The 18,446-nt window shown below is 42.2% G+C and carries 16 protein-coding genes and 1 pseudogene; 10 read left to right on the top strand and 7 right to left on the bottom strand.

The annotated features are described in order from the left end of the window. Positions 1 to 280: 280 nt before the first annotated feature. Positions 281 to 1,051, bottom strand: coding sequence for a queuosine precursor transporter (locus ACT3IB_RS13880; protein ID WP_491539622.1), 771 nt, complete (start codon positions 1,049 to 1,051; stop codon positions 281 to 283). 106 nt (positions 1,052 to 1,157) lie between these two features. On the opposite strand from ACT3IB_RS13880, the gene ACT3IB_RS13875 reads away from it, so the two are divergent. Both ACT3IB_RS13875 and ACT3IB_RS13870 read left to right on the top strand, forming a co-directional pair. Beyond that, on the top strand, positions 1,158 to 1,328 hold the full coding sequence (locus tag ACT3IB_RS13875; RefSeq protein WP_491539621.1) for a hypothetical protein: 171 nt from the start codon (positions 1,158 to 1,160) through the stop codon (positions 1,326 to 1,328). 11 nt (positions 1,329 to 1,339) lie between these two features. Then, positions 1,340 to 1,507: a hypothetical protein gene (locus ACT3IB_RS13870; RefSeq protein WP_491539620.1), complete on the top strand. Its 168-nt coding sequence runs from the start codon at positions 1,340 to 1,342 to the stop codon at positions 1,505 to 1,507. A gap of 3 nt (positions 1,508 to 1,510) precedes the next feature. On the opposite strand, the gene ACT3IB_RS13865 is transcribed toward ACT3IB_RS13870, so the two are convergent. Next, positions 1,511 to 2,224: an N-formylglutamate amidohydrolase gene (locus tag ACT3IB_RS13865; RefSeq protein ID WP_491539619.1), complete on the bottom strand. Its 714-nt coding sequence runs from the start codon at positions 2,222 to 2,224 to the stop codon at positions 1,511 to 1,513. A gap of 144 nt (positions 2,225 to 2,368) precedes the next feature. On the opposite strand from ACT3IB_RS13865, the gene ACT3IB_RS13860 reads away from it, so the two are divergent. Further along, on the top strand, positions 2,369 to 3,298 hold the full coding sequence (locus ACT3IB_RS13860) for a 2-hydroxyacid dehydrogenase (RefSeq protein WP_491539618.1): 930 nt from the start codon (positions 2,369 to 2,371) through the stop codon (positions 3,296 to 3,298). An 8-nt stretch (positions 3,299 to 3,306) separates the two neighbouring features. Here ACT3IB_RS13860 and ACT3IB_RS13855 read toward each other — a convergent pair whose 3' ends face one another. After that, positions 3,307 to 4,380 carry a branched-chain amino acid aminotransferase gene (locus tag ACT3IB_RS13855; RefSeq protein ID WP_491539617.1) on the bottom strand — a complete coding sequence of 358 codons (1,074 nt, stop codon included), beginning with the start codon at positions 4,378 to 4,380 and terminating at the stop codon, positions 3,307 to 3,309. 224 nt (positions 4,381 to 4,604) lie between these two features. Between ACT3IB_RS13855 and ACT3IB_RS13850 the strand changes: the two genes are divergently transcribed. Then, positions 4,605 to 5,957 carry a M24 family metallopeptidase gene (locus tag ACT3IB_RS13850; RefSeq protein ID WP_491539616.1) on the top strand — a complete coding sequence of 451 codons (1,353 nt, stop codon included), beginning with the start codon at positions 4,605 to 4,607 and terminating at the stop codon, positions 5,955 to 5,957. A 21-nt stretch (positions 5,958 to 5,978) separates the two neighbouring features. Further along, positions 5,979 to 6,671 (top strand): uracil-DNA glycosylase, encoded by a 693-nt coding sequence (locus ACT3IB_RS13845; RefSeq protein WP_491539615.1) that lies wholly within the window; start codon positions 5,979 to 5,981, stop codon positions 6,669 to 6,671. 51 nt (positions 6,672 to 6,722) lie between these two features. On the opposite strand, the gene ppc is transcribed toward ACT3IB_RS13845, so the two are convergent. Next, positions 6,723 to 9,521: a phosphoenolpyruvate carboxylase gene (gene ppc, locus ACT3IB_RS13840; protein ID WP_491539614.1), complete on the bottom strand. Its 2,799-nt coding sequence runs from the start codon at positions 9,519 to 9,521 to the stop codon at positions 6,723 to 6,725. Positions 9,522 to 9,622: 101 nt separating this feature from the next. On the opposite strand from ppc, the pseudogene ACT3IB_RS13835 reads away from it, so the two are divergent. Together ACT3IB_RS13835 and ACT3IB_RS13830 are read left to right on the top strand one after the other, a co-directional pair. After that, positions 9,623 to 10,168: pseudogene (locus tag ACT3IB_RS13835) on the top strand (DNA-3-methyladenine glycosylase I); the annotation flags it as partial. 142 nt (positions 10,169 to 10,310) lie between these two features. After that, the gene (locus ACT3IB_RS13830) at positions 10,311 to 10,520 is read left to right on the top strand and encodes a hypothetical protein (protein ID WP_095607111.1); all 210 of its coding nucleotides are present in this window, start codon (positions 10,311 to 10,313) and stop codon (positions 10,518 to 10,520) included. Between the two features lie 47 nt (positions 10,521 to 10,567). Here the strand turns inward: ACT3IB_RS13830 and ACT3IB_RS13825 are convergent, their stop codons facing one another. Next, the gene (locus ACT3IB_RS13825) at positions 10,568 to 11,992 is read right to left on the bottom strand and encodes an MBL fold metallo-hydrolase (protein ID WP_491539613.1); all 1,425 of its coding nucleotides are present in this window, start codon (positions 11,990 to 11,992) and stop codon (positions 10,568 to 10,570) included. A gap of 195 nt (positions 11,993 to 12,187) precedes the next feature. On the opposite strand from ACT3IB_RS13825, the gene ACT3IB_RS13820 reads away from it, so the two are divergent. The 3 genes from ACT3IB_RS13820 (at position 12,188) to ACT3IB_RS13810 (ending at position 16,533) form a co-directional block, all read left to right on the top strand. Continuing rightward, complete coding sequence (locus ACT3IB_RS13820; protein ID WP_491539612.1) at positions 12,188 to 13,723, top strand: M16 family metallopeptidase; 1,536 nt, start codon at positions 12,188 to 12,190, stop codon at positions 13,721 to 13,723. Positions 13,724 to 13,766: 43 nt separating this feature from the next. After that, positions 13,767 to 15,866, top strand: coding sequence for a M16 family metallopeptidase (locus ACT3IB_RS13815; protein WP_491539611.1), 2,100 nt, complete (start codon positions 13,767 to 13,769; stop codon positions 15,864 to 15,866). A gap of 124 nt (positions 15,867 to 15,990) precedes the next feature. Continuing rightward, a complete protein-coding gene (locus tag ACT3IB_RS13810) occupies positions 15,991 to 16,533 on the top strand; it encodes a DinB family protein (RefSeq protein ID WP_491539610.1) in 543 nt (180 codons plus the stop codon). Here ACT3IB_RS13810 and ACT3IB_RS13805 read toward each other — a convergent pair. Then, entirely contained in the window at positions 16,526 to 17,560 is a 1,035-nt protein-coding gene (locus ACT3IB_RS13805) for a glycosyltransferase family protein (RefSeq protein WP_491539609.1), read from the bottom strand. The two genes, ACT3IB_RS13810 and ACT3IB_RS13805, sit on opposite strands and share 8 nt — an antisense overlap. Next, positions 17,557 to 18,375, bottom strand: coding sequence for a UDP-2,3-diacylglucosamine diphosphatase (locus ACT3IB_RS13800; RefSeq protein WP_491539608.1), 819 nt, complete (start codon positions 18,373 to 18,375; stop codon positions 17,557 to 17,559). The genes ACT3IB_RS13805 and ACT3IB_RS13800 overlap by 4 nt, the downstream gene beginning before the upstream one ends. Between the last annotated feature and the right edge of the window lie 71 nt (positions 18,376 to 18,446).

Genomic DNA, 18,446 nt, shown 5'->3' with positions numbered 1-18,446 from the left:
CATCGGCTCCGATAACTCGGAGCTGACAAGGGCTCGACGTGCGATCGTCTGTATGTTCTCAGTCTGTCAAAGAACGAATTGTTCTCTCCAATTTGGCCCGATTTATTAGAGCCAAAAAAACGGAGTTGAACTCAATTGCTGCTGGGCTCAACCCCGTTTCAAATTGGAATCCTAATGTAAGACCAAACCGGGGTATATGTCAATGTTTTTTTGGGATTAATTTTACTTTTTTTGCCAACCTAAGCCAACGTTATTTAAACCGTCTTTTCGGTTTTAAAAATCACTCATATAGGCTTTTCCCACTGGGGTCTTCCTCGAATTCCTGGAAGATTTTTACCCCCAAATAACAAAGTGGAGTGTCGAACAGTGCGAAAAAGAATTTAAAGAGATAAGAATTCAATATTAAGATGACTAATTTCCCAATGGTATCAACGTCTTGCCCCAGGTTTCCGGCAAAATAAAGGATGGATAAAATAGCTGTTGAGTCTACTAATTGACTCACTGTTGTAGATGCATTGTTGCGCAACCACAGGTGTTTCCCATCTGTCAGATCTTTCCAGAAATGGAACAATCTTACATCTACTGTCTGCGCAAACAAGTAGGCAATCATGCTGGCAATGGTATTGCCAATCATAAATTCGTAAACACCCTCAAAAAGCTGCAACCCACCACTTACCCCCGTAGTGCTGGGCAACCAATGGTTCACGGTCATCAAAAAGAGCATAAAAACGTTCATCCAAAACCCAACCCAAACGACTAATTGTGCTTTTTTTCGTCCGTATAATTCAGATAGCAGATCCGTTGCTAAAAAGGTAAAAGGATAAGCAATTACTCCAACCGGTACGCTCATTGTATAAATACTATTGTCACGGATGAGCTCGGGCACCATGCTTAACATCCAATCCGAAAGCTCAACAGAAAATATCGTCACAAACTTTGTTGTTCCAATCACATTTCCCAGCACCAGAGAGGTCAAGAATATCCCAGCTAATGATAAGAACAGAGCGTCTCTTTTATAGGTAGCAACAGGAGGCGTTCGTTCACCGTCCATCTGTATATAATCTGGATTAACTTATTTGATATTTCTTTTTCTAGAAGATCGTTTCTAATAATAAATTATATAAAAACAATTTCCACTCTCATCGTTTCAACCAGCTATGAGCAAATCAGAATATACACTGATCGACTGCAATAATTTTCATGATTCGTGCGAACCTGATTTTGACCCACAGCTTCGTGGCAAACCTGTTGCTACTATCTCGAATAATGACGGATGCGTTTCAGCTCAAACAATAGATCGGTCCCAAAATGGGTATTCTGCAAATTAACCATAACGGGAGTGCGTACAGATATGGAACGCAATGGCGATCTTTGTCTTGACCTTGAACATGTAGGAAACCTACACAAGGGAATTATGACCTCTCGACCATTTGGAAAATCTTGGCAGATGAAGCAAAAGCATTTGTCTTCAAAACGGGATCAAATTGTCGAAATAAAAACCTCTTAACTATTAGCTTTTGAATATTTGAATTGTTGCCCGTAATGATTTGCCAATATTTTCTTTCAGTTGTTCCCACTCACTCTCCAGGGATGACTCCGTAAAACGCTGGTTTACTTCAATCTCCATCCCAAGATAATTGGTTCCTGAAAATTGTCTTCGCAAATAGGTCGTAAAACCATCCATGGTACCACGATAAGGCTCATTCATTTTAAGGCGCAGTTCTGATGAACGCTGGTTAAGCTCATGGCGCCAAAGGTAGCAGAAATGCTGTTCCGCTTTGCTTCGCGGATCAAATAGAAATCCCACATCGACCTCTCTCTCCTCATTTTCCCAGATGGGTGTAAAAGTATGGACCCCTACATGAATAACCTGCTCTCCGCCAGCTATAACCTGATTAATTTTTTCTTCTATTTTGTTACGATGGGGCTGATAATACTTCTTAAATATCTTTTCTCGTATATGCAGGGGCTGATCCCTAGTAAATTCAGAAAAAAGAGTTGGACTTTGTGTTGAACGATTCAAATCTACAAGTAGACGGGTGACGGTATGTAAATAAGGTTCTTTCTGCAGCAACTCAGAAATGGAATTCGTCAACTCCAATGCCCCGATATCGATGCCCCGATGTGTCTTCAACACTCCCCGATTATGCTCAAAGAGATGTCGAAACTCTTCCGGAACATCATTCCCGGCATGTTCACACGTTATAATAAGTCGGGTTCCCATTTTTCAACCGATACTTTTTATTTGATCTAATTTTCATAAAAGGTAACAAACGATTCAGCAACATTTCATTCCCTGATCAGTCAAAAACAATTACTATTTTTTATACCTTATTCCGTAATCATAAATTCAATCATTCTTTATCACATGTCGCTACTATTTATTGCCCCTGATCGGGATCTTTCTTCCTGGGAAAATGCAATTCAAAGTATTGATCGCAATATTGAAATTGATATTTGGCCGGCCATAAAAGACAAAGACCGTGTACAGTTTGCCGTATGCTGGAATCATCCCAAACATCTTCTTGACGGTTTTCCCAACCTTAAAGCCGTCTCATCGCTGGGAGCCGGGGCCGATCACCTGCTTTCAGATGAGTCGCTACCAGAATCTATTGATATATGCCGCGTTGTTTCTCCGTCGCTGGTGCAGCAAATGAAGGAATATATTTTAGCGGCCGTTTTAAATATTCAGCGGAATTTTGTGCATTATATTCGTCAAAATGATCAGAGAAAATGGCAGCCTCATAATCACCCATCCCCTCAAGAAATACAGATAGGCGTTATGGGATTAGGAGAACTCGGCAAGCCAACTGCCAAACAACTGGCTGAATTGGGATACCAAGTTTCCGGGTGGTCACGATCAGCCAAAGAAATCGAGGGCCTTACAACTTTTGCCGGGCCAAATGAACTAACCTCGTTTGTTGATAACGTTCACATCCTTATTTGTCTGCTCCCCCTTACTGAAGAGACCAAGGGTATTCTTAATCTCGAAATTTTTAAGCAGATGGATGACCGTGGCTGGATTATCAACGCGGCACGAGGCGAGCACTTAGTGGACGAAGATTTAATTTACGCATTGGATAGCAATATTCTGCAAGGGGCCTGGCTGGATGTATTTTCTGATGAGCCTCTGCCCGAACAACACGCGTTCTGGAATCGCGAAAATATAATCATCACCCCTCACATTGCCAGTATTACCAAACCCAAAGAAGTAGCTGACCAAATTGTAGAAAATTATAAACGGGCACTCTCAGGTATGAACCTAAATTACACCGTTGATCGATCAAAAGGATATTAAGAGCTGGCTTATCCAACCTCAACAGAAGTCACCCATCCAAATGGGTCCTCGGCCTGCCCGTACTGAATAGAAGTAATTGCATCGTAGAATTTTTGTCCGATAGGACCTCTGCCATCAATATCAAACGTTACAGATTGGCCATCGTGATGAACCTCCTCTACCGGAGCCACTACGGCCGCTGTGCCGGCACCAAATACTTCGTCCAACTTTCCATTTTTACCAGCCTGCATCACTTCTTCAATACTAACGCGACGCTCCTCCACCGGCATATCCCAGGCTTTCGCTAATTGAATAACGGAATTACGTGTAACACCCGGCAAGATAGTACCCCTCAAATTCGGGGTCACCAATACACCATCAATAACAAAAAAGATGTTCATTGTCCCCACTTCCTCAACGTATTTATGTTCGTCGGCATCCAACCAAAGCACCTGATCAAACCCTTCCTTTTTGGCTTGCTGAGCCGGATACAAGCTGGCTGCATAATTACCGGCTGTTTTGGCATTTCCCACCCCACCTTTTACAGCTCGTACATACTTCTTAGTAGTCGTCAACTTCACCGGACGATCATAATAAGATCCGACAGGTGATGTAATAACATAAAATCGATACTGTTCTGCTACCCGCGCCGAAATAATGGGATCAAAAGCACATGCAAAGGGTCGAATGTAAAGAGAGTTACCCTCCTTTTGGGGTACCCATTGATGATCAAGTTTTATGAGCTCTTTAATTCCTTCCAAAAATACTTCTCGTTGTACCTTGGGAATACACATGCGTTCACAAGATCGTACCATACGTTCGTAGTTCTTTTCCACCCGGAAAAGATTTACCGTATCGTCATCAACATAATAGGCCTTAGTACCCTCAAATACCGACTGAGCATAATGCAGTGCACTTAGGGCCGGTGTTATCTCAATAGACCCGTATGGTTTGATTTCCGGCTGCTGCCACTTGCCGTCCCGATATTCCATCTCGAGCATATGATCTGCAAATTCACGGCCAAATCCCGGCTTATCCAGATCTACATTTTCTATCCTACTTGTGGATATTTTTTTTATATCAAAAATAGTATCAGTAATCATAATAAAGTCTTTCGGTTCAAGTATGCTAAAATACAGTTTTTACGGATGAATTTCTTCACAAAGTAACTTCGGTGTTAACTACAGCTCAATTAAAAATGTCACTCAGAACTTATGACAACCTGTTCCAGATTATTTGTACTTCAACCTTTTAACAGTTGACAAACTTGAACGGTTTCTGCTTTTTAGAATTGCTTGAACTCCTTTTTAAAAAACATTTACTGCCAATGAAAATAGTATCAAATTCCATTATTCTTGTTCCAATCCTGTTACTGGTCACGGTACCCTTTTCGTTGGCACAACAAACGGCTCCTCCCAAAATATTGTCGATGCAGGAAAGAGCCAATGTAAGAAACAGCTGGCTCGAATACCGTCTCGATAACGTCGTTCCAAAACTCATGCAGCGAGAAAATGTTGACATGTGGATTATTATAGCACGAGAATATAATGAGGATCCCGTAATTAACACGATGCTTCCTGCCACATGGCAGTCCGCGCGACGCCGAACAATACTTGTTTTTTCGGACAACGGCAAAGAGGTAGAGCGGTTGGCCGTTGCACGTTATGATATCGGCAAATTTTTTAAAACAGCCTGGGATAAAGACAAAGAACCGAACCAGTGGAAACGGCTGGTTGATATTATCCAAGAGTATAATCCAGATAACATAGCTCTGAACTTTTCTTCGACTTTTGCATTGGCAGATGGTATCAGTCACTCCGAATACAGCGCTTTTATGTCTGCTCTTCCCCAGCGTTATCAAAGCCGAATTGTATCAGGTGAAAAGCTGGCCATCGGCTGGCTCGAAACCCGCACCGATCCCGAGATGCAGGTATACCCGATGATCTGTCATATTGCACACGATATTATTGCTGAAGGATTTTCGGAGAAAGTCATTCAACCGGGTATTACAACCACAAAAGATGTGGAGTGGTGGTATCGTGAGCGTATTCGGGATCTAAATTTAACGGCTTGGTTTCATCCAAGCGTATCAGTGCAGCGGGCAGCCGAACCCGATACTTCGTTTTTAGCTAACTTTTCAAAACGTCCCGCAGAAAATATTATCCGGCCCGGTGACCTTCTGCATGTGGATCTTGGCATTACTTACCTTGGACTCAATACCGATACCCAGCAACATGCCTATGTTCTAAAAGCCGGAGAAAACGAAGCTCCTGAAGGATTGCAAAAGGCCTTAGCAACTGGCAATCAACTGCAGGATATTTTGACCAATAATTTTAAAGAAGGCTTAACCGGCAACGAGATTTTATCAAAAAGCCGCAAAGAAGCTATTAATCAGAATATCGAACCAAGTATTTACACACATCCTATCGGATACCATGGCCACGGTGCCGGACCAACCATCGGACTTTGGGATCAACAAGATGGCGTTTCGGGCAAAGGAGATTATCCTCTTTATGCAAACACTGCACACTCCATTGAACTCAATGCAACAGTAAATATCCCAGAATGGAATAAAGAAATTCGCATAATGCTTGAAGAAGATGCTTTTTTTGATGGCGATTCTGTTCGATATATTGACGGTCGCCAAACCAAGCTTTGGCTGATCCCTCGACAATATTAATACCAACTTATTTTCCTTTTGATGAGCAGTATAAACTCTTTATTGCATCTTCTGAAAGAAACCCCCGATGGACCATTTTTTAACCCCTGGTACCAAAACGATCCCGAGCATGATGTAAGTGATAACGGACCTCAGATCCGTAAAAAACAGTTACAACACTATCTTAAAGAACGGCTCGATACTGCTAAATATCTTTTTATTGCTGAAGCCCTGGGATATCAAGGGGGGCATTTTACAGGCATTGCTATGACTTCCGAACGCATTTTGCTTGGCCATCACAAATCGGTTCACGGCATTCCGGCTGATGGCGCTTTTCAATCCATCGAAGCACAGCGTACCAGTAAACCCGAAGTAAACAAAAAAGGGATGTCGGAGCCTACAGCTACCATCATGTGGAAAGCAATCTATCAGCTAGGGATTAACCCCTACGAAACAGTGCTTTGGAATGCCCTGCCCTGGCATCCGTACGATCCCGATGACGGATTACTCAGTAATCGTACACCTACCGACCATGAGCTCGAGCAGGGATATCCATCCCTTAAAGCTTTTTTAGAACTCTTTTCTGGCGGGCACATTATTGCAGTGGGACGAAAATGCGAGCAGAGTTTGGATGCTTTTGGAATTGAAAATTATACACCTGTGCGACATCCCGCCAATGGCGGTGCGCCAAAATTTCGAAGACAAATGAAAGAATTAATTAAGAATTCAGAATGAAAAATTTGGGATTGAATATTCTCTATTCCTAGTTCCCAAGCCTCTAATTTCTTAGCCTGTGCTTTGCATGGCAGCAGCTACTCCGTTAATGCTTAAGAACAAAGCATCACGTAATTTTTCTACTTCGGCATTTTCAACTTCTTCTTTATTTCTCCACCGATCCAACAGCTCAGTTTGCATCATATTCAACGGGTAGGTAAACGGATTGCGAAATCGAATTGATTTCTTAATTACAGGATTAATATCAAGCAATTCATCTTGTCCGGTGATCTGCTTAATGGCATCTTCTGCTTTATCAAAATCTTCTGTAATGCGGTTGTGGAATGTGCCACCATCAATATCATGATAAATATTTGCAGTAGGGATATGTGTGCGAGCCATTTCTCGCTGGGCATTATCAAGTACCGTTTTAAAAAATATAACCTCTTCATACCACTCTTGAAGGCGGGGAAGCATCCCTTCTTTTTGCAACATCTGTTGTAAGGCCTTTCCGATACCATACCAACCCGGTACGTTGTAGCGAACCTGGGTCCATGCAAATACCCAGGGAATAGCCCGGAGGTTTTCAAAATCAGCAGCTTTGGCACTACCTCGCGACACCGGCCGTGAAGCAATGGGCAATCGACTGATATGCTCGATAGGGGTCTTTGCCGTGTACCAACTCCAGAAGTCTTCATCATCAATAAGATTGCGATACCCCTTCATTGATGCGGATGCCAGCTGGTCCATGGTTTCATCAAACTGCGACTGCTGCTGCATCTGGGACTGTTCTGAGATCGTAACCCGAATCATCGCATTCACTATTTGTTCCAGATGACGCCGTGTAATAGGTGCAAGTGAATATCGAAACGAGATCACTTCTCCCTGCTCCGTAAAACGAATGCGCCCATTATTGCTGACGGGCGGAAGCGCCAAAATGGCCTGATTCGATCGCCCACCGCCACGACCAACCGTACCGCCCCGACCATGAAATAATCTGAAGTCAACCTCATACTCTCGACACACTTTTCCGAGATCACGCTGCGCTTTTTCGAGAGCCCAATTGGCCATCCAGTAACCCCCATCTTTGTTACTGTCAGAATAGCCAAGCATAATTTCCTGCAAATTATTTCGCGCGCTTAACTGCTTCTGATAGACCGGACTATCATAAATTTCAGTCATGAGGCGTCCGCATTCTTCCAAATCTTCAATCGTTTCAAAGAGCGGAACCACATCAATTTTGCTCTCCACCTTGCCGCCATCATAACTCCATAGCCCGGTTTCTTTCGCCAGAATAAGGACTTCAAGCATATCGCTTACTCCGTGTGTCATACTAATGATATAATTCCCAAAGCTATTTTTATCCAGTGTCAGCATCTGATCAATAATCTGAAACACGTCCAGCATCTGGGAAGTACTTTTATCCAGGTGTGCCTGAACCGGAGAAAGAGGGCGCGGATTTTTAAGCTCTTTCGTCAGTAGCTGTACTTTTTCTTCTTCAGATAGGGATTGATATTCATCCGTAACCTGCCCTACCTCCAGCAATTCCGCCACTGCAGATTCATGTTTTTCAGAATGTTGTCGGATATCCAAGCCCGCCAGATGAAAGCCGAATGTTCGGGCTCGAATGCGCAAATGCCTCAATTTCCCCTGTGATGCCACACACTCTAAGCCGGAATTTTTCAGACTTCTAGAAATCAACTCTAAATCATTAATAAAATCAGATATTTTGTACTTCTGTGCTTCTTCTAAGACTTCATTTGGGCGACCCAATTTTATGATCTCAAGCTGATGCTGGAGCTTATGCATCATGTGCGTAACTTTTCGACGATATGGCTCTTGATTATAAAGTCGCTCATAGCGATCCGAAAGCGGATCTTCTTGCTCGTCTCGCTTTAACGAAGCGGCCAGCTCATCTGAAATATCAAACTTATTTTGAGAAATACTCAAGTAACGGCGTAAATCATCGAGCTCGTCCAGGTACAGCTCCATCACATTCTTGCGCTGTTCCAAGATAGTCTGCCAAGTCACCTCAGGTGTTACATTAGGATTGCCGTCCCGGTCACTGCCAATCCAAGACCGATAACGCAAAATCGTGTTAAAATCAGGTACCTCATCATAGTACATCTCAAACGCATTTCGCAGATCATCATACAAAATGGGGATTGTCTGCCAAATAGCGTTACGGAAATAAAATATTCCGTTTTCAACTTCGTCTTCAACAGTTACACGCTCAGTTCGCACTTCATCCGTAGCAAGCAGCAAATATATTTCGTTAAATATATCCAACGTTAGCGCCTTGCGCTCATCCGGTGTTAAGTCATCGGCCTTAAACTGTTCAATCATCTCAGTGATATGCTGCTGCTTTGTAAGCACACTGTGGCGACGGGCTTCGGTAGGATGAGCGGTAATGGTCGGCTGGATATCAAGCTTTGCAATGACCCCGGCAGCCTCATCAACCGAAAAGCCCTCTTCTTTTAGATGATACACAGCCTCTGCAATACTTTCGCTGCGCGGCGAATCCGGACCCGTACTCATTGCCCGTTCGTGATTGATACGCGTAATTTCACGCTGCTCCTGGGAATTCATCAAATGAAAGAAAACCGTAAAATATCGCAAAAACCGGGCAATCTGATCGGTCGCCAGATCATGTATTATCGACTCCAACTTCGCCAAAGCTTCATCATCTTGTTCATCAAAAGCTCGGTGGGCAACGTCCGGAAAAGAAACCAGTAACTCTAAGAATTCCTGATCTTCTTTATCTTCGATGATTTTCTCCAGAAAATCTGCCAGCAGCTCTAATCGCGCCGAAAGTTTTTCACTAATACCACTTTTATCACTTCGCTCCTTAATAAGATTATCCCACTTCATAGATTTCCTTTTTTCGTATCATTGAAAGATGTATCCTCAAGATGGGATTTTAATTATTAAAACCATAATTATGCCAAAAACGCTGCGACTGGTGCGAACATACTTTTGAACAATACATCCGATATCACGATAAGGAGTGGGGCGTCCCCGTTTATGATGATCAAATACAGTTTGAATTTTTAGTGCTTGAAAGTTCGCAGGCAGGGTTAAGCTGGAGCACAATCTTAAAAAAACGGGATGGGTATCGTAAGGCGTTTGTCAATTTTGATGTCGAAGCAGTAGCTGCTTTCAATGAAGAAAAAGTGCAACAGCTGCTATCTAATCGCGATATCATCCGCAATGAAAATAAAATACGTTCAACCATCAATAACGCCCGTCGGTTTATTGAAATCCAACAAAAGTACGATAGCTTCTGTAAATATATTTGGGATTTTGTGGACGGGGAGCCGATCCATAATTACTGGGACGCTTTAGATCAAGTGCCGACAACTACAGAGATCTCCGACAAACTAAGCAAAGATCTCAAAAACCGTGGTTTTAAGTTCATCGGAAGTACCACTATATATGCCCATATGCAGGCCACAGGTTTAGTTAACGATCATTTGACATCATGCTTTCGCCATCAGCAAATTATAGACCAGCATTGAAACCAAGATTATGCACAAGAATTACTATTATTTTGCTGTTTATTCTAAAAGGACCGATTTAAGGGATAGTAAAAAAGTTGATTTTTTCTATCTTTGAGGCAAATTAAACAAATCAACTAATTTTAAAGAGAAACCACTTGTTATGCGTTCAATGTTTTCACTGGAAGAAGTTGGAGAAATGTTAGATATGAAAACCAGTGACGTGGAAAAAGAAATTGAAAGTGGTCATTTAACGTACTCATTCCATGAGGGTGAGAAAATGATTACGCTCTACGATCTGGAAAAATATATGGGTGCTGAACAGACACGGAAAATAACCAACGAATATTTGGAAAAACAGGATACCGAATAAACCGAGATAATCACTTTCGCTATACTGTAAAAGGCAGTGCTCCTCTTTTATTTTACGTCTTCCATCTTCTTTTCAGCCAGCCATGGTTCAACATTATCATCCACATATTTAACGTCAAAACCATCTCTGTGTAACAGGGATGTAGCTACCGAAGCCCGGGCACCGGTTCGGCAATAAACGAGCCAGGTTGTATCTTTGTCCAACTCTTTTTTACGCTCCAACAATCGGGTATGTGCTATATTAAATGCCCCTTCCACATGACCCTCATTATACTCCGTTAGCTTTCTTACATCGAGCGCCCGATATTGGGGGTTTTTAATCAGCTTTGCTACATCATCAAAAGTGATTGTTTCTACCCGTTCTGTATCATAGCTGTTCTCCAAATACTGTTCCAACTCCTTCGGAGTCACATATCCTTTTATCTCATCCAGCCCAATTCTGATGAGATCACGAACAGCTTCTTCGAGATTATCTTCTTCAATGATTAGATAAATGTCTTCGTCTTCGCGTACGTACGATCCAACTACCGTATTAAAAGCCTTATTATAGGTTGAAAGCAAAGACCCTTTCAGGTGACCGTTCATGAAATCAGTTCGTTCGCGGGTATCAACTACTACACTCCCCTCCTGTGTTGCCCGGTTTGCTAATCCTTCTACCGTTATTTTCTGGGGATGAGGGAGTTTGCCAAGTACTTCAGGACCACCCCTGTTATCACGTTTCATCCGGGCAAAATAAAGGGGCGGTTCGGGCTGACCCTCCAAAATAAAGTCGACAAACTCTTGTTCACTTTCCGAGGCTCTAATAGATGGATTAAATCTCAATTCATACCCCACCGTTGACTCAGGGACCGATCCCAAAGCCTTTCCGCATGCACTGCCGGATCCGTGTCCGGGCCAAACCTGCAAATACTCGGGCATAGATTTAAATTGCTCTACTGATTTATACAATGTACGCGCAGATGACTGCATCACTCCTTTCTGCCCGGCAGCTGTTTCTAGCAGATCAGGCCGGCCAACATCACCTACAAAAACAAAGTCACCGGTAAGCATGCCCATGGGATCACTTGCTGCAGCTCCATCTGTTACCGTATAACTAACATGTTCAGGCGTATGTCCGGGAGTATGTTTAACCTCAAAATGAATATTCCCTATGCTAAATCGATCGCCCTCTTTCACAAGTTCGTAATTATAATTACTGTCTTTTATCCATTCATACTTCCAGTCCTCATCACCCTCATCCGAAGCAAAGATTTTAATTCCCTCTTCTGCAAATTCGCGAAGACCAGTTAGGTAATCAGCATGAATATGGGTCTCTGCCGCAGCTGTAATATTCAGATCTTCATCTTGAGCTATTTTTTTATACCGATCAATATCCCGCATGGGATCAATGATTATAGCTTCACCGGTCTTTTGGCATCCAATTAAGTAGGAATATTGTGCTAATTTCTCCTCAAAAATCTGCTTAAAGTACATAGGTTATTCTTACAGGTGGTTTTTAATTTTTCGTTGCAAATATAACATTCCAAAGTGAACTAAACATTATCACAACGTAGATAAATTTAACGTTAAAACTGATTTAAGCTCTTGTCGTTCGCTTAAAAAATCAATATTGTTCGAAACTTAAGATCCATCTTCATTTCATTAACCAATAACTAAACAGGAGAAAAAATGCTACGACGCGTTCTTATGTCGCTTACGGCAGTGCTGTTGGGATTTTATCTCGCCACACCGCCCGTTAATGCACAATCATTAGACGAATTTGAAGAAAAAGTTACCGAATTCACACTCGATAACGGTTTAACTTTCATCATTATTGAGCGCCCGGTTGCACCGGTTGTCAGTTTTGCCACCTACGTAAATGTGGGCGGAGCAAACGAACCTGTGGGACACACCGGTATGGCTCATATTTTTGAACACATGGCCTTCAAAGGAACTCACACTGTGGGTACTACCAATTGGCAGGAAGAAAAAAGAGTCCTAGAAGAGCTCGATAATACCTATCAAAAATGGTTGGCCGAAAAATATAGTACGCAACCCGATTCCGCCAAAATGGATACGCTATGGAGTCAATTTAAAAAGCTCCAGAAAGAAGCGGGAGAATATGTTGTTAATAACGAATTTTCAGAAATTATTGATCGCAACGGCGGTACAGGAATGAACGCCTCTACCAGTCAGGATCGAACAAATTACTTTTATAGTCTGCCCGAAAACAGAATGGAACTGTGGTTTAGCCTCGAATCGGATCGATTTAAAAATCCGGTCTTTCGTGAATTTTACAAAGAAAAAGAAGTGGTTCGCGAAGAGCGTCGTATGCGCTCGGAATCCCAACCAATCGGCCGTCTGATTGAAGAGTTTGCAGCTGTTGCTTACACAGCGCACCCCTATGGACGTCCAACCGTAGGCTGGCATTCTGATATTACAGCCACCACTATGGAAGATGCACGAGAGTTTTATAATACTTATTACGTTCCAAACAACATTACCTTTGCCATTGCAGGCGATGTAGATCCCCAGCAAGCAAAACAGCTGGCCGAAGAATATTTCGGCGATATGAAAGAAAGGCCCGCCCCCCCTCCCGTTTATACCAAAGAACCGGAACAGCGCGGAGAACGTCGATTTACGATTCAAGGACAATCACAACCATTTTTTATTATGGGATATCATACGGTAGCACAGGATCATCCCGATTCAAAAGCCCTTCAACTGCTGGGTAGTATACTTTCAGGCGGGCGTACCTCCATCCTTTACAAGCGAATGGTTGAAGAAGAACAGACCGCACTCCAAGTAAGTGCCTTTAACGGATACCCCGGTCAAAAGTATGAAACCCTCTTTGCAACCCTTGCTATCCCAAATCAGGGAGTAGGCGTTGATACGATGGAAACCTCCATTTTGGAAGAAATTGAAAAAATTAAAAATGGAGAAATCTCACAAGAGGCCTTAGACCGGGCACGAACCAATGCACGAGCCAACCTTATACGAAGCTTGGATTCAAATTCCGGACTGGCTTCTGCTCTCGCATCCGCCGAGAACCTCCGAGGCGACTGGCGAAAAGTGTTTACGGATATCGAAGAACTCAACAAAGTAACTATTGATGATATTCAGCGCGTGGCTAACGAATATCTGACCAAAGACAATCGAACGGTGGGTGCTATTGTAAATGAAGACAATTCATCCGATCAGGAGGTTGCTGATGCCAATAACTAACTCATCATTTTTTAAAATTTTGAACAACCATAATTCTACTATTATGAAGAGGATAAGCTTATTTTTACTGATGGCTGTTTTTGCATTTGCCTGCTCACAAACCGAACAGATGGCGGACACGCAACAGTCTGACGATACTCCAACGAATCCATATGAAAATATGGACTTCCCCGAATTGAATGACTTCCAGAAACCCGAGGTAGAAACATTTACTACCAAGAACGGCATGACGTTTTATCTGGTGGAAGACAATGAACTACCCCTTATCAATGTTAACGCACGAGTTCGAACAGGCGGAGTTTTAAACTCCAATAACAAAACAGGTCTGGCCTCTATTACCGGTACTGTGATGCGCTCAGGCGGTACAGAAACCTATCCTGCCGATTCGCTTAATACACTGCTCGAAAACAGGGCAGCCAGTATCGAAACCAGTATTGGTTTTACCAGCGGAAACGCAAGCATGGATGTTTTAAAGGAGGATTTCGATGATCTTCTTCCTGTATTTATCGATGTGTTGACAAACCCTGTATTTCCCGAAGATAAAATTGAGCTGGCTAAAACCCAGCAAAAATCTAACATTTCGCGCCGGAATGATAATCCCCAGCAAATCGGCATTCGAGAGTTCCAGGCTCTCATATATGGAAATGATTCACCCTATGGCCGAACAACAGAATATGCAACCATCAACAATATTACCCGGGAAGATTTAGTCAATTTTCATGACAAGCACTTCTCGGCAAGTAACATGATGGTTGGTATTGTCGGAGATTTTGAAACCAAAGAGATGAAACAAAAGCTTCGTGAAACCTTTGGAGAATTACCGGCCGGAGATGAATCAATTCTTAAGTTTCCTGAAATAGACTACGAGCCTCAAAGCTCCATTAACTTCATTGAAAAATCAGATGTGAACCAGAGCTTTGTGATGATGGGACACTTAGGCGGCATGCGCGAAAATCCAGATTATGCAAAAGTGCAAGTGATGAACCGCGTGCTGAGTGGTGGATTTTCGGGGCGACTAATGCAGGTGGTTCGTACTGAAATGGGATTAGCTTACTCGGTATTTGGCCAATATGGAATGAACAGCTTTTACCCCGGATTGTTTTATGCCGGCGTAATGACCAAAAGTTCTACAACTGCCGAAGCTATTGATGCCATCATTGAACAAATTGAACGATTGCAAAATGAACCTATTACTGAGCAAGAGCTGCAAGACGTAAAAGATCAGATCCTAAATTCCTCAGTATTTGAATATGACAGCTATGAGGAGGTTCTCAGCAAACGTTTATCAAATGAGTATCGCGGCCTTCCGGCTGATGCTTTTGAACAGTACATCGAAGGAGTCAAAGCCACAACTATTGAAGATGTACAGGAGGTAGCACAAGAATATCTAAATCCAGATAATCTTCAAATTCTTGTTGTTGGCAATAAAGAAGAAATCGGTGATCAGCTCGAAAAGTACGGCAATGTTAATAAGATAGATATCAGCATTCCCGAACCTGGAAGCGGTGAGAAGCAAATGGTTGAAGGCGATGCTGAAAAAGGACAAAAATGGCTATCCAAAATGAGCGACGCTGTCATTAAAAATGATACAGAGCTCAACAGCATTTCTTTGACCGGTGAAATGAATATGCAAGGCCGAAAAATGCCGATGTCCACAACCATTAAATATCCCGATACCATTAAGCAAACGATTAAAGGCCCTATGGGTGAAATAAAGGTTAACTACGAAGATGGATCGGGTAAAATGATAGTGGGGGGACAAGAACGTCCGCTGCCTCCTCAAATGTCAAAAAATCTTAAAAGCACTCTCAACAGAAGTTTTCTTTCTGTTGCCCTAAATGAAGAGAGTGTCGATCCGCAATACATGGGCACTGAGGAAGTCGATGGAACGAGCTACGAAAAGGTGAACGTAACCGTAGATGGCTCAAACGTTGAACTTTTGTTGGATACCGAAACCCATTATCCGGATATCATTCGCTACAAACAATTTAATCCCCAAATGGGTGAGCAAGTCACGGTGGAAAACCACAATTCTGACTGGCAAGTAGTCGACGGCGTAGCATACCCTTATGTGCAAGAAACAATGATTAATGGCAATAAGTCCGGTGAGGCCGTATATGAAAGCCACCAAGTGAATAAATAACACAAAAACTCACTACTTTTACATATTTCTAAAGGCCGGAGCAATCCGGCCTTTTTTATTTTACTTTGATATTTTTTCGGGTGTACTTTGGATAAGAACAAGAGATTTAAATTAACAGAATCAAATGGCACATTTAGACTGGGAAGACAACAAACCTAAACCCGAAGAATACGGTGAATTCTATAACGATTATATCAATCTTATTGATGAACCAAACGTAATTCAGTCACTCATCCGCCAAGGCCAAAAAGTATATGCCTTCATTCAACAACTTTCTGACGAGGAGGCAAAGTACCGTTATAAAGATGATAAATGGAGCGTTCAGGAGATTATCGGGCACCTGGTAGATACCGAACGCATAATGGCTTATCGGGCACTGTGTATCAGTCGCGGTGAACAATCCCCCCTGCCGGGTTATGATCATGAATCCTACGTGGAGCAGGGAAACTTCGATCAACGAAGCCTTCAAAGTTTATCCACCGAATATGATGCTTTGAGAAATGCCAATATCAGCATGTTTAGCAGTTTTACAGAGGAGCAAATATCTCGCAAAGGAACAGCTAATGGGGTTCCTGTTTCGGTACGTGCTTTAGCTTTTATCATTGCCGGTCATGAAAAGCATCACATCAATATATTGGAAGAGAAATATAATATTGACCTTACCTAATTACAGACAACTTCTCTGAGTGTGAGGGTGACACGCTATATCTTTCAGATCCAATTTCCAATAGCTGCTGTATTACTTTCTCCGGATCTGCAATATCATCTATAGTAACCACTTCCGAATCTTCCAACCATTGTCGTACCTTACCAACATGACCTTTGATATCAGTGAATATTTTGATGCCCATCTCTTTCATTGCCATAGCATTGCAATGCTGTTCATACTGGCGTTGAATAGGAATTGCAGCTAATTTCTTGCCCAAGTACATAGCTTCGGCACAGGTTTCAAATCCGGCATTGCAAATGACTCCCTTACAAGAGGCAAAGCTGTCCAAGAAAGGCTCATTGCTAACCGGATATATCCGCACATGTTCCTGATGGATAGGATTGTTGCAGTAGGGAGAAAATATATGCCAATCCACCTCCCTTATCTGCCCCAACAACTTCATTAATACGTCATGATGAAAGGCCGACAGATAGACGGTAATGTGATTTTCAGTAGTGGTGCTTAATGATCGAATAGGTGATCGTATAATGGGCGGCTCAATAAATCTGTCATATCGTTGAAAATGGAATCCGATGGCACGTTCAGCAGGCGCAAAATGCTGTAAAATAGCTTCTGCTACTTGGGATTGCTGTTTCGGCCGTGGCGTACGGGGCGATAGAAACGAAGCTTGATGGCTTAAGGCAACACATGGTATGTTTTTGAGCCTTGATGCCCAAGCCGATATCGGTTCGTAATCACTTATAACAAGGTCATAACTCTGTAATGGAATCCCACTTACATCTTTAACAAAAGAAATTGGCCGCAAATCCAACAACGTATTTAGAAATGATATCCCTCCTTGATCATCATAAGATAAACTTACCCCATGTTTTCTATATGCTATAAAATCATCTAATCCCATAGCACTATTACCCCCACTCAGGAGAACGTCTATCGAAGCATGCTCTGCCAACCTCGGTAACAATTCTTTTGCCCGACTAATGTGCCCGTGGCCGGTCCCCTGTATGCCATAGAGTATTTTCATCGTATCACCGCAGTATTTCTTAGTCGTTTCCGGATGGGAACCATTACGGAACTGTTTTCATCAATAAAATCATCTTCTGCATATTTATACATCAACCATTCCCCATCATTAAATTCAAGCGCCGTCAAGTTTTCGATCCAGTCACCTGAATTCATATAAATTACTGAGCCTTCTTCATTTTCGTAGCCTCGTATTTTGGGCTGATGAATATGTCCGCATATCACATAGTCGTAGTTATTCTGGATAGCAAGATCCATGGCCGCAACTTCAAAATCATCAATAAATCGAACAGCCTTTTTGATACTGTCTTTTATTTGTTTGGAAAGGGAAATCTTATTCCGTCCCAATTTATTCAGCATCCAGTTTACAGCACGATTAAATAAAATTAGTAGATCATAGCCTTTCCCTCCTAATTTGGCCACCCATTTTGTTTGCTTCATCGTGATATCAAAAATATCACCGTGAAAGATCCAGCATTTTTCACCATTTAAATCCAATACCAACTTATCTCTAACAAAAAGAGGACCCAGCTGAAGACCAGATATTTTTCGAATTACCTCGTCATGATTTCCCGTCAGATAATAAATATCCGTACCATTAGCCATCATACTTAAAAAACACTTTACCACCTTCATGTGCGAATCGGGCCAGTAATACTTTTTGAAATTCCAGATATCAAAAATATCGCCGTTTAGGATAAGTTTATTGGGAGCAATAGAATTGAGGTATCTTGTAAGTTCAACAGCGTGACAACCTACTGTCCCCAAATGAAGATCTGAAAGAACAACTATGTCAACTGATCGCTTATTAGCCATAATCTGTAGTTATTTTTGGTATAATAAACGATAGTTATGTTATTGAACTATAATCTCAGTATTACGAATAG

The organism is Fodinibius sp. GM21, from assembly GCF_058386955.1.
The sequence above is the reverse complement of the archived record's forward strand: the minus strand, read 5'-3'. Positions and strand labels throughout refer to the sequence as shown.